The organism is Nocardioides thalensis (assembly GCF_013410655.1).
Taxonomy (GTDB): Bacteria; Actinomycetota; Actinomycetes; order Propionibacteriales; family Nocardioidaceae; genus Nocardioides; species Nocardioides thalensis.
The window spans coordinates 439,517-452,111 of sequence record NZ_JACCFP010000001.1; the positions used below are offsets into that span (position 1 = coordinate 439,517).

The 12,595-nt window shown below is 69.0% G+C and carries 9 protein-coding genes; all 9 read left to right on the plus strand.

Annotated elements, in window-relative coordinates; translation table 11 throughout:
• Positions 1-4: 4 nt before the first annotated feature.
• The 9 genes from HNR19_RS02125 to rpoB all read left to right on the plus strand — a co-directional run bounded on the left by HNR19_RS02125 (position 5) and on the right by rpoB (position 12,572).
• Entirely contained in the window at positions 5-1,285 is a 1,281-nt protein-coding gene (locus tag HNR19_RS02125; RefSeq protein ID WP_179666335.1) for an MCE family protein, read from the plus strand.
• The gene (locus HNR19_RS02130; protein ID WP_218910121.1) at positions 1,285-2,340 is read left to right on the plus strand and encodes an MCE family protein; all 1,056 of its coding nucleotides are present in this window, start codon (positions 1,285-1,287) and stop codon (positions 2,338-2,340) included. The genes HNR19_RS02125 and HNR19_RS02130 overlap by 1 nt, the downstream gene beginning before the upstream one ends.
• Positions 2,340-3,314, plus strand: a complete 975-nt coding sequence (locus tag HNR19_RS02135; RefSeq protein WP_343047010.1) for an MCE family protein — start codon at positions 2,340-2,342, stop codon at positions 3,312-3,314. Before HNR19_RS02130 ends, HNR19_RS02135 begins: the two co-directional genes overlap by 1 nt.
• Entirely contained in the window at positions 3,311-4,456 is a 1,146-nt protein-coding gene (locus HNR19_RS02140; protein WP_179666337.1) for an MCE family protein, read from the plus strand. Before HNR19_RS02135 ends, HNR19_RS02140 begins: the two co-directional genes overlap by 4 nt.
• Entirely contained in the window at positions 4,453-5,907 is a 1,455-nt protein-coding gene (locus HNR19_RS02145) for an MCE family protein (protein ID WP_179666338.1), read from the plus strand. Before HNR19_RS02140 ends, HNR19_RS02145 begins: the two co-directional genes overlap by 4 nt.
• Positions 5,904-7,196 carry an MCE family protein gene (locus tag HNR19_RS02150; protein WP_179666339.1) on the plus strand — a complete coding sequence of 431 codons (1,293 nt, stop codon included), beginning with the start codon at positions 5,904-5,906 and terminating at the stop codon, positions 7,194-7,196. Before HNR19_RS02145 ends, HNR19_RS02150 begins: the two co-directional genes overlap by 4 nt.
• A complete protein-coding gene (locus HNR19_RS02155) occupies positions 7,193-7,930 on the plus strand; it encodes a hypothetical protein (RefSeq protein WP_179666340.1) in 738 nt (245 codons plus the stop codon). Before HNR19_RS02150 ends, HNR19_RS02155 begins: the two co-directional genes overlap by 4 nt.
• Positions 7,927-8,862 (plus strand): J domain-containing protein, encoded by a 936-nt coding sequence (locus tag HNR19_RS02160; RefSeq protein WP_179666341.1) that lies wholly within the window; start codon positions 7,927-7,929, stop codon positions 8,860-8,862. Before HNR19_RS02155 ends, HNR19_RS02160 begins: the two co-directional genes overlap by 4 nt.
• Before the next feature lie 227 nt (positions 8,863-9,089).
• Positions 9,090-12,572 carry a DNA-directed RNA polymerase subunit beta gene (rpoB, locus tag HNR19_RS02165; protein ID WP_179666342.1) on the plus strand — a complete coding sequence of 1,161 codons (3,483 nt, stop codon included), beginning with the start codon at positions 9,090-9,092 and terminating at the stop codon, positions 12,570-12,572.
• The last annotated feature ends 23 nt before the right edge of the window (positions 12,573-12,595 follow it).

Here is a 12,595-nt window from a genome sequence, read left to right on the forward strand (position 1 = left end):
CGCGATGAGGATTCTCGGAAGCCACAAGGTGCTGGGCGCGGCGTTCATCGTGCTGCTGCTGCTCGCGGTCTGGCTGACCTACGCGATCTTCTCGAAGAAGTTCACCGACTACGAGGAGGTCACGCTCCACACCTCCACGGTCGGGCTCCAGCTGCCCGAGCGCGCCGACGTCAAGGTGCGCGGCGTGATCGTCGGCGAGGTGCTCGAGACCAAGGCGTCCACCACCGAGGGCGCCGAGCTGACGCTCGGCATCTACCCCGACAAGATCGAGTCCGTGCCGGCCAACGTCACCGGCTCGATCGTGCCGAAGACGCTCTTCGGCGAGAAGTACGTCTCGCTCGTGATCCCCGAGACCGGCGCCGAGGGCGTCATCGCGGCCGGCGCCACCATCGACCGCACCGTGGTCAGCACCGAGCTCGAGAAGGTGCTCTCCGACATCTACCCGCTGCTCCAGGCGGTCCGCCCGGCCGACCTCAACCTGACCCTCACGGCGCTGGCGACGGCCCTCGAGGGCCGGGGCGAGCAGCTAGGCGAGAACCTCGAGACCGTCGACTCCTACCTCAAGCGCATCAACCCGCAGATCCCGGCGCTGGTCCAGGACCTGCGGCTGACGGCGGAGGTCTCGCAGACCTACGCCGACATCCTCCCCGAGGTCGCGCAGATCCTCGACAACACCGTCAAGACCACGCAGACCATCGAGTCCAGGGAGGCCGTGCTGCGCTCCGCGCTCCGCGACATCCGGTCGTTCTCCGACACTGCGCGCGTCTTCCTCGACGCCAACGACGACCGCCTCGAGCGCTTCGGCGAGATCAGCACCCAGACCCTGGCCGTGCTGTCGCGCTACTCGCCGGTGATCCCGTGTCTCGCCAAGGGCCTGGTCAACTTCGCGCCGCGCGCCGCCGAGGCGTTCCGCGGCTACGAGCTGCACATCGTGCTCGAGACGCTGCCCCACCAGCCGCGGTCCTACAACGTCAACGACCGCCCGGTCTTCAACGACGACCGCGGGCCCAACTGCTACCGGCTGCCCAACCCGCCGTGGAGCCAGGAGAACCCGCTCGTGCACGTGCCGGACTTCAACGACGGCGTCGACGAGCCCACCGGCAAGGGCACCAGCCGTGTCGCTCCGGGTCTCGACCTCGGATCGGACCCGGCCGGCTACCACGGCGACCCGACCGACGTCGACCTGCTGCGCCAGTTCCTCGCGGACAGCTACGGCGTCGACGCCGACTCCGGCCTCGGCGTGCTGCTCGGCGGCCCGCTCGTCGCCGACGGGGGTGGTCGGTGATGGCGATCCGCGGCCTCGACGCCAAGACCTCCGGTGCGGCGGTCCGGCTGATCATCTTCATGGTGCTGACGTTCCTCGCCACGAGCCTGCTCGTGGTCACGATCGGCAACCTCTCCTTCGGCGGCTCCCGCGAGTTCAAGGCGCACTTCACCGACGCGACCGGCGTCAACACCGGTGACGACATCCGGGTCGCCGGCGTCAAGGTCGGCTCCGTCGAGGAGATCGAGGTGCAGCAGGACGACGACGGCAACGCGACCGCGCTCGTGACCTTCAAGATCACCGACGACGAGACCGTGCTCGACGAGGGCACGCACGCCACGATCCGCTACCGCAACCTGCTCGGGCAGCGCTACATCGCGCTCACCCACGACAGCGGGTCCGGCGGAGCGCTCCCTGAGGGGGAGACCATCCCGATCAGCCAGACCGACCCCGCGCTCGACCTCAGCGTGCTGTTCAACGGGTTCAAGCCGCTCTTCCAGGCGCTGTCGCCCGACGACATCAACAAGCTGTCCTACGAGGTCGTCCAGGTGTTCCAGGGCGAGGGCGGCACCCTCGAGAGCCTGCTGGCGAGCACCGCCTCGCTCACCCAGACGCTGGCCGACCGCGACGAGGTCATCGGCGACCTGCTCGACAACCTCGACCACGTGCTCGACCACGTCGCCGATCGCGACGACCAGCTGACCCGGCTCATCGGCAGCTTCAAGAACCTGGTCGGCGGGCTCAAGGAGGACCGCCGGGCGATCCTCTCCTCGCTCGACGGGATCAGCGAGCTGGCGGTCGAGACGGCCGGCCTCGCCGACGACATCCGCGAGCCGTTCGTCCGCGACATCCACTACCTGCGCAAGGTGGCGGGTCACCTCGACCGCGGCCGGGCCGAGATCGACCGCGCGCTCCAGGTCATGCCGATCAAGCTCAACAAGTTCGGGCGTACGGCGACGTACGGCTCGTGGTTCAACTTCTACCTGTGCCACTTCAAGGCCACGGTGCGGCTCAGCGACCGGGTGCTCGCCCAGGTCCCCTACAAGGTCGGCGGAGCGAGGTGTGATCTCGGATGATGCCGTTCCGTGAGCGCAACCCCGTCGTGGTCGGGGCGGTCAGCATCGCCGTGCTGGTGCTGCTGATCGTCGCCGCGCTGCGCGCCAGCGACCTGCCGCTGATCGGCGGCGGCGACACCTACTACGCCACGTTCGAGGAGGCCGGCGGCCTCAAGGTCGACGACGAGGTCCGCCTCGCCGGCGTGCGGGTCGGCAAGGTCGAGTCGATCGAGCTGGTCGACGGCTACGTGAAGGTCGGCTTCCGCATCAAGTCCGACGCCAGCTTCGGCGAGGAGACCGCGGCGACCATCAAGGTCAAGACGATCCTCGGCGACATGTTCCTGGCGCTCGACCCCGCCGGCGACGGCGAGCTCCCCGAGGGGGAGACGATCCCGGTCGAGCGCACGACCGCGCCCTACGACGTCGTCGACGCGTTCACCGACCTGGCGGAGACGTCGGAGGAGATCGACACCGACCAGCTCGCCAACGCGCTGACGACGCTGGCCGACCTGACGCGCAACACGCCCGAGGAGTTCCGCTCCGCGCTCGACGGCATCTCCGCGCTGTCGACGACGATCGCCGAGCGCGACGACGAGATCAACTCGCTGCTCAAGAACCTCGAGCGGGTCTCGACGGTGCTCGACGCCCGCGACGAGGACATCGTCAAGCTCATGGAGGACGCCGACATCCTCTTCCGCGCGCTGCTCCAGCGCCGCGACGCCATCCACGACATCCTCGTCGCCACGTCCACCCTCAGCACCGAGCTGACCGCCCTCGTGCGGCAGTCGCGTGACGACCTCAAGCCCGCACTGCAGCACCTCGAGCGGGTCGTCGCGGTGCTGAACAAGAACGAGGACAACATCGACGAGTCGCTGCGCGTGCTCGGGCCGTTCTACCGGGTCTTCGCCAACGTCTTCGGCAACGGCCCGTGGTGGGACACCTACATCGCCAACCTGCCGCCCATCCCGGGCATCGACGGGGGGCCGCTGCCGTGACCGACGTGATCCGCAAGTGGGCCCCGCTGGCCGTCATCCTGATCCTGCTCGCCGGCGGCATCGTCTGGATGCTCGGCAGCGGCAGCGACTCCAAGACGGTGACCGCCTACTTCCCGCGCGCCGTCTCGGTCTACGAGGGCAGCGACGTCCGCGTGCTCGGCGTGGCCGTGGGCCAGGTCGAGAAGGTCGAGCCCGAGGGCACCCGCGTCAAGGTCACGATGACCTACGACGACGAGGTCAAGGTCCCGATGGACGCCCAGGCGGTCATCATCTCGCCGTCGGTCGTCGGCGACCGCTACATCCAGCTGACCCCGGCCTACCGCGAGGGCGAGGTGCTGCCCGACAACTCCGAGCTCGACATGGAGCGCACGGCGGTGCCGCTCGAGCTCGACGAGATCTACAGCTCGCTCGACGAGCTGACGGTCGCGCTCGGTCCCAACGGCGCCAACTCCGAGGGCGCACTGACCGACCTGCTCGAGCAGACCGCCCGCAACTTCGGCGGTCAGGGTGCGGAGTTCAAGGAGACCATCGAGGACTTCGGCGCGCTCAGCACCACGCTCGACAACAACAAGGAGGAGCTGTTCGACTCGGCCCGGCAGCTCCAGTCCTTCATCGAGACCCTCGCCGAGAACGACAGCACCGTCCGCGACTTCAACCAGTCCCTGGGCCGGGTGTCCGAGCTCCTCGACGGTGAGCGTCAGGAGCTGACCAGCGCGCTGAGCAACCTCGGGGTCGCGCTCGACGTGGTCGGCGGGTTCGTGAAGTCCAACCGCGAGCTGCTCTCGCGCAACATCTCGGGCCTCAACCGGATCACCCGGGTGCTCGCGAAGCGGCACCGCGAGCTCGAGATGACGCTGCGCGCCGGACCGCTGGCGCTCAACAACCTGGGTCTGGCCTACAACCCCCAGACGGGCACGGTCGACTCCAACGCCAACATCGGCAACCTGGTCCACAACCTGCTCGAGGACCCCGGCCTGCTGCTGTGCCAGCTGGTCGCCTCCCAGGACCCCGACGGCAGCATCTGCGACCTGATCAACACCCTGCCGCTCGGCAGGAGCGTGCCGTTCGGGCCCGGCACCGGCACCTGGACGGGTGACGCCTACGACCCGTCGCTCAACGGACTGGTGGAGGTGGGCCGATGAGGCGACCGTCCCTGATCCGCTCCGCCGTGGCGCTCGTGCTCGGCTCCTCGCTCCTGGCCGGCTGCGGCTTCGACGTCTACGAGCTGCCGCTGCCCGGCGGCGCCGACGTCGGCGACGACCCGATCAAGGTCAAGGTCGAGTTCCAGGACGTGCTCGACCTGGTGCCCCAGTCGGCGGTCAAGGTCAACGACATCAGCGTCGGCCGCGTCGAGTCCGTCGACCTCAACGGCGAGGACTACACCGCCGAGGTGACGCTGGTCCTGCGCAACGACACCGGGCTTCCCGACAACGCCGTGGCGACCATCCGGCAGACCAGCCTCCTCGGCGAGAAGTTCGTGTCCCTCGCGCCGCCCGCCACCGGCGCCACCGACGAGCCGCTCGGCGACGGCGACGAGATCCCGCTCGAGGACAGCGGCCGCAACCCGGAGGTCGAGGAGGTGCTCGGCGCGCTGAGCCTGATCCTCAACGGCGGCGGCGTGGCTCAGCTGAAGACCATCACCAACGAGCTCAACCTGGCGCTCGAGGGTCGCGAGGACTCGGCGCGGTCGGTGCTGACGCAGGTCGAGTCCCTTGTCTCGCAGCTCGACGACCGCAAGGCCGACATCGTCAACGCGATCGAGGCGCTCAACGAGCTCGCGCTCAGCGTGCGCGAGCGCCAGGGCAGCATCGACCAGGCGCTCGAGGAGCTGCCGAGCGCGCTCGACTCCATCGAGCGCCAGCGCACCGACCTGGTTCGGATGCTCGAGGGCCTCGAGGAGCTCGGCGACGTGGGCGTCCGGGTCATCAACCAGACCAAGGACGCGACGATCTCCTCGCTCCGCCAGCTGGAGCCGCTGCTGATCAACCTCGACGAGGCCGGGTCGGCGTTCGTCGAGGCGTTCCACGTGTTCTACGCGTTCCCGTTCGTCGACGACACGATCGGCCGTGACCCGCAGGTGGCGCGCAACCTCCACCTCGGTGACTACGTGAACCTGTCGATCGACCTCGACCTCGACCTCAACAACCTGTCGATCCCCGACATCGCGTGCGTCCCGTTGCACGAGCTGCCCGACGACACCCCGCTCGAGGACCTGATCGACATCAAGGGGCTGTGCTACGGCGTGACCCAGATCCTCCAGGACTGCCTGAACACGCGGTTCGACCAGGAGCAGATGAAGGCGTGCCAGAACCTGCCCGGCTACCTCCTCGACGAGATCTGCGAGGCGACCGGCCTGCTGTGCGGCCTTCTCGGTGGCGGTGGCGGTGCCGGCGGCGCCGGCGGCGGCAACGGGATCCTCGGCTCCGACAACCCGATCGGCGACCTGCTCGACGACCTCGGCCTCGGGGGGCTCGGGCTGGGACGCACCGCGCCGGGTGACGACACCGGCGACACAGGCGACACCGACGCCTTCGACAGGGACCTGGGCCTGTTCCTGGGTGCTCCACTGACCGCGACGGGGGTGGGCTCGTGATCACGCGCCGCACACGCATCCAGCTGCTCGTCTTCGCCCTCATCACGCTCGTCGGCGTGACCTACGTCGGCGCGCGCTACGCCCGCCTCGACCGGGTGATCATCGACCGCAGCTACACCGTCGTCGCCCACTTCCCCGAGTCCGGCGGCATCTTCGCCGGCGGCGAGGTCACCTACCGCGGCGTCCGCATCGGCAAGGTGAGCAAGCTCGAGCTCACCGACGACCGCAGCGGCGTCGACGTACACCTCGAGATCGACAACGAGTGGGACGAGATCCCCGAGGACACGCTCGCGGTCGTCGGCAACCGGTCAGCCGTGGGTGAGCAGTACGTCGAGCTGCAGCCGCAGGTCGACGACGGCCCCTACCTCGAGGACGGCTCCGAGATCCAGGAGGAGCTGACCGCGACGCCGATCGCGACCGAGACCCTCCTCGGGCACATCTCCGACACCGTCGCGAGCGTCGACCGCGACGCGCTGCAGACCACGGTCGAGGAGCTAGGGATCGCGTTCGGCGACACCGGCGAGGACCTCCAGCAGATCATCGACACCGGCAACTCGTTCATCCAGACGGCCGACGAGAACTTCGACGTCACCACGGCCCTGATCGAGGACGCCAACGTCGTGCTGCGCGGCCAGATCGCGTCGAAGAGCTCGCTCAAGATGTTCGCCACGCACCTGTCGTCGTTCACGACGGCGCTGGCGGACGCGGACCCCGCGCTGCGCCGGGTGATCGACAGCGGCTCCTTCGCGGCCAACCAGCTGCGCACGTTCCTGGAGCAGAACGACGTCGAGATCTCCGAGCTGCTCAACAACGTGACCACGACCGGCGAGGTCGTCGTCCGCAACCTCGACGGCGTCGAGACCCTGTTCGTGGCCTACCCGGTCCTCCTCGAGGGCTCCTACGCCGTCATGGACAAGAGCCCGGGCAGCGGCATGGTCGACGCGCACATCGGCCTGATCCTCACCACGACCCCGCCGTGCCACGGCGGCTACGAGGGCACCACCCGGCGCTCGCCCAGCAACGGCGAGTACTGGAAGATGGAGATGGACGCCCGCTGCACCGAGCCGCCGACCAAGAGCAACCCGCGCGGCTACCAGAACCTGGGCGCCACCCCGCGTCCGGCGCCGGGCCAGCAGGTGGTCGTCGGCTACGACCGCGAGACCGGCCGCATCGACTGGAACGTCGACGAGGACCGGTTTGCGACCGCCGGTAGCGTGGCGCCGGCATCGCTCGGAGAGGACTCGTGGAAGTGGCTGTACCTCCAACCCCTGCTCATGGGACAGGAGTGACCGACCCGAAGGACACCGACCCGCGCCGTCGCTGGCTGATCGTGGGCGTGTCCCTGCTCGTCGCGGTGCTTTGCCTCTCCGGCGCGGTCGCGCTCTTCCTGACCCGGAGCGCCGGTGACGGCCTGGGTGACCGGATCAGCTCGCTGGCCGAGGACGAGGTGCCGCAGTCCGGCGAGGTCGCGGAGCGGGAGGAGCTGCTCTCGGCCGCCCGCGCCTTCGTGCTGCGGTTCAACACCTACGGCCCCGAGATGCTCGACAACGCAGGGCACATGCCCGACTACGCCGCCGTCGCCGACCTGATGACGCCGAAGTTCGCGACCGTCTTCGAGAAGAACGTCGGCTACGCCGAGCAGACCGTCGCCCAGCTGGGCGTCGAGCGCAGCGCCGAGGTGCTCGCCGTCGGCGTCGCCTCGGCCGATCCCGACTCGGCGACGGTGCTGGTCGCCGGCCGCGCCGACACCTCCTTCCCCTACCCGGACGAGGTGGACCAGCAGACCTCCGACGACGAGCAGCAGGGCGACTCCGAGGACGACCCCCGCGTGAGCTCGGGCCCGCAGCGGTTCCGCTACGAGGTCGACCTGGTCAAGGTCGAGGGGGAGTGGCTGGTCGACAACCTCGACGACGTCGACGACGGGCTGCCCCCGTTCGCCGACCCGATGCCCGAGCAGGAACAGCAGCTCCCGGGCCTGCCCCAGCCCGACCAGGGCAACGGCGGGAAGGGGAAGCAGCGATGAACCTCTACGACCTGCTCGACGTCGACGAGTCCGCCACCCGTGACGAGATCCGCGCGGCCTGGAAGGCCGCGACGGCCGACCTCGACCCGACCGACCGCCGGTTCCGGGCGTTCAACGACGCCGCCGGCGTGCTCCTCGACGAGGACAAGCGGGCCGCCTACGACGCCGAGCTCGCGGCAGACCGCGAGGCCGACGAGGAGCCCGTGGTCGCGGAGACCGCCGAGGGGCCCGCGACCGACGTGCCGGCTGTGGCCGAGGAGCCCGAGTCCTCCGACGAGCCAGCGACTCCGGTCGCCGCGGCCCACCCCGCGACGAGCGAGGAGGCCGACGACGCGCCTGCGCCGACGGAGGCCGCGGACGCTGTACCGCCCGCCAAGGCCGACGGTCCGCCCCGGTGGGCCTTCATCGCGGCCGTCGCCGCCGCGGTGGTCTCGCTCTTGCTGCTCGTCGCCGTGCTCGCCCTCCCGGGGACCCTCGGCGGGGACCCGCCGAGCGAGCGGGCCGACGCCGCCTCCGAGGCTGCGCGGTCGGCCGAGGACGCGGTCAGCGAGCTGGTCCCGGTGGTGCTCGCCTACAACTACAAGACCTTCGACGAGGACGTCGACCGGGCCAGCGCCTACCTGACCGACGCGTACGCCGCCGAGCGCGACGAGCTCTTCGAGAGCACCGTCGAGGTCGACGGCGAGCAGCTCACGTTCCGTGAGCAGGTGGTGAAGGAGAAGCTCGTCGTCAACGCGGCGGTCACCGGCACCGGCCTCACCCGGGTCTCCGAGGGCGGCGACGTCGCCAAGGTCGTCGCGTTCATCAACCAGGAGAGCCGCAAGGGTGACGCGGCTCCGCAGCCGCTGCGGATGTGGGCCACGCTCACCCTCCAGCGCGACGACGGCCGCTGGCTCCTCGACGACATCTGCACCGAGTCCGACTGCTTCTGACCCCTCCGGGCGGGCGGCGTACGGCGGTGGTGCTTGACCTCGGCAGCGCGGGGAAGCATGATCAGCCGAGGTTCATCCCGACGGGTGCATGCCGATATTGTTTGGCGCCCTGATCTGGTGTAACGTGGCGCTTTGCGCCTGCCCTCAAATGCGCGTCAGCCTGCCCGGATGGCCGACGTTGTGGTGGGTCGGCGCACTCGAAGAGCGAACCCGTCGAAGGACACCTCTTGGCCGCGCGCACCACTCCCGGTAAGTCCCGCATCTCTTTCGCAAAGATCTCCGAACCTCTCGAGCTCCCCCAGCTCCTCTCGCTCCAGACCGACAGCTTCGACTGGCTGATCGGCAACGAGGCCCACAAGGCCCGGCTCGAAGCGCGTCGCGCCGCCGGCGAGGACGTCTCCGACAAGTCCGGCCTGACCGAGATCTTCGAGGAGATCTCGCCGATCGAGGACTTCTCCGAGACGATGTCGCTGTCGTTCGAGAACCCGGTCTTCTACGACCCCAAGTACACCGTCGACGAGTGCAAGGAGAAGGACCTCACCTACTCCGCCCCGCTCTACGTCTCCGCCGAGTTCACCAACAACGAGACCGGTGAGATCAAGGGCCAGACGGTCTTCATGGGCGACTTCCCGCTCATGACCCCCAAGGGCACGTTCGTCATCAACGGCACCGAGCGCGTCGTCGTCTCGCAGCTCGTCCGGTCGCCCGGCGTCTACTTCGAGCGCGCCGCCGACAAGACGTCCGACAAGGACATCTTCACCGCCAAGCTGATCCCGAGCCGCGGCGCGTGGCTGGAGTTCGAGATCGACAAGCGCGACCTGGTCGGCGTCCGCCTCGACCGCAAGCGCAAGCAGAACGTCACCGTCCTGCTCAAGGCGCTCCAGGCCGTCGCCGAGGACACCGGCGAGGACTACGACTACGAGGCCGTCATGGCCGAGCTGCGTCAGTTCGAGTCGATCCAGCTGACGGAGGAGAAGGACAACACCCAGGGTCCTGACGACGCGCTGCTCGACATCTACCGCAAGCTCCGCCCGGGCGAGCCGCCGACGCGCGAGGCCGCGCTCACGCTGCTGAAGAACTACTACTTCAACAGCAAGCGCTACGACCTGGCCAAGGTCGGTCGCTACAAGATCAACAAGAAGCTGGGCCAGGACCAGGCGTTCGACCAGCAGACGATGACGATCTCCGACATGGTCGCGACGATCAAGTACATCGTGGCCCTGCACGACGGCCGCACCGAGATGGCCGCCGCCGTCGGCGACATCGAGATCGGCTCCGACGACATCGACCACTTCGGCAACCGCCGGATGCGCACGGTCGGCGAGCTGATCCAGAACCAGCTCCGCACCGGCCTGGCCCGGATGGAGCGCGTCGTCCGCGAGCGGATGACGACCCAGGACGTCGAGGCGATCACGCCGCAGTCGCTGATCAACATCCGCCCCGTCGTCGCGGCGCTGAAGGAGTTCTTCGGCACCTCGCAGCTGTCGCAGTTCATGGACCAGACCAACCCGATCGCGGGCCTGACGCACAAGCGCCGGCTCTCCGCGCTCGGCCCGGGTGGTCTCTCCCGTGACCGCGCCGGCATGGAGGTCCGTGACGTCCACCCGTCGCACTACGGCCGCATGTGCCCGATCGAGACCCCGGAAGGCCCCAACATCGGCCTGATCGGCTCGCTCGCGTCCTACGGGCGGATCAACCCGTTCGGCTTCGTCGAGACGCCGTACCGGAAGGTCGAGAAGGGTGTCGTCACCGACAAGATCGACTACCTGACCGCCGACGACGAGGACCGCTACGTCATCGCGCAGGCCAACGCTGCGCTCGACGCCAAGGGCCGCTTCGTCAACGAGCGGGTGCTGGTCCGCCAGCGCCACGGCGAGGTCGCCGAGATCTCGCGCGACGAGATCGACTACATGGACGTCTCCCCGCGCCAGATGGTGTCGGTCGCGACGGCCCTGATCCCGTTCCTCGAGCACGACGACGCCAACCGCGCGCTCATGGGCGCCAACATGCAGCGTCAGGCCGTCCCGCTGATCACCAGCGACAGCCCGATCGTCGGCACCGGCATCGAGTACCGCGCCGCGGTCGACGCCGGCGACGTGGTCGTCGCCGACGCCCCGGGTGTCGTCCAGAGCGTGTCCGCCGACTCCATCGACGTGATGAACGACGACGGCACCTACGGCACCTACAAGCTGGCGAAGTTCCGTCGCTCCAACCAGGGCACGTGCATCAACCAGCGGCCGCTCGTCGCTGCCGGCGACCGGCTCGAGGTCGGCACGCCGATCGCCGACGGCCCGTGCACCGACCAGGCCGAGATGGCGCTGGGCACCAACCTGCTCGTGGCGTTCATGCCGTGGGAGGGCCACAACTACGAGGACGCGATCATCCTCAGCCAGCGCCTGGTGCAGGAGGACGTCCTCACCTCGATCCACATCGAGGAGCACGAGGTCGACGCCCGCGACACCAAGCTGGGCCCGGAGGAGATCACCCGCGACATCCCCAACGTCTCCGAGGAGATGCTGGCCGACCTCGACGAGCGCGGCATCATCCGCATCGGCGCCGAGGTCACCACGGGCGACATCCTCGTCGGCAAGGTCACCCCGAAGGGCGAGACCGAGCTGACGCCGGAGGAGCGGCTGCTCCGCGCGATCTTCGGTGAGAAGGCGCGCGAGGTCCGCGACACCTCGATGAAGGTCCCGCACGGCGAGTCCGGCACGGTCATCGGCGTCCGGGTCTTCGACCGCGAGGACGGCGACGAGCTGCCGCCGGGCGTCAACCAGCTGGTGCGCGTCTACGTCGCCCAGAAGCGGAAGATCTCGGTGGGCGACAAGCTCGCCGGCCGCCACGGCAACAAGGGCGTCATCGCGAAGATCCTGCCGATCGAGGACATGCCGTTCATGGAGGACGGCACCCCGGTCGACGTGATCCTCAACCCGCTCGGTGTCCCGCGACGGATGAACATCGGCCAGATCCTCGAGCTCCACCTGGGCTGGCTGGGCAAGCAGGGCTGGCACATCGACGCCGACCTCAAGAACGAGGAGTGGGCCCAGCGGCTCATCTCGATCGGCGCCGACAAGGCCGACCCCGACACCAAGCTGGCGACGCCCGTCTTCGACGGCGCCCGCGAGGACGAGATCACCGGCCTGCTCGGCTCGACGCTGCCCAACCGCGACGGCACCCGCCTCGTCAAGGAGGACGGCAAGGCCGCGCTGTTCGACGGTCGCTCGGGCGAGCCGTACGCCGACCCGGTGTCGGTGGGCTACATGTACATCCTGAAGCTCCACCACCTCGTCGACGACAAGATCCACGCGCGGTCGACCGGCCCCTACTCGATGATCACGCAGCAGCCGCTGGGCGGTAAGGCCCAGTTCGGTGGCCAGCGGTTCGGCGAGATGGAGGTCTGGGCGATGGAGGCGTACGGCGCCGCCTACGCCCTCCAGGAGCTGCTCACGATCAAGTCCGACGACGTGCCGGGCCGGGTCAAGGTCTACGAGGCCATCGTGAAGGGCGAGAACATCCCCGACTCCGGCATCCCCGAGTCGTTCAAGGTTCTCGTCAAGGAGATGCAGTCGCTCTGCCTCAACGTGGAGGTGCTGTCGCAGGACGGCACGGCCATCGAGATGCGCGACGCCGAAGAGGACGTGTTCCGTGCGGCCGAGGAGCTGGGCATCGACCTGTCCCGCCGCGAGCCGTCGTCCGTCGAAGAGGTCTGAGAGAGACCGGCCGAGAGAAATAG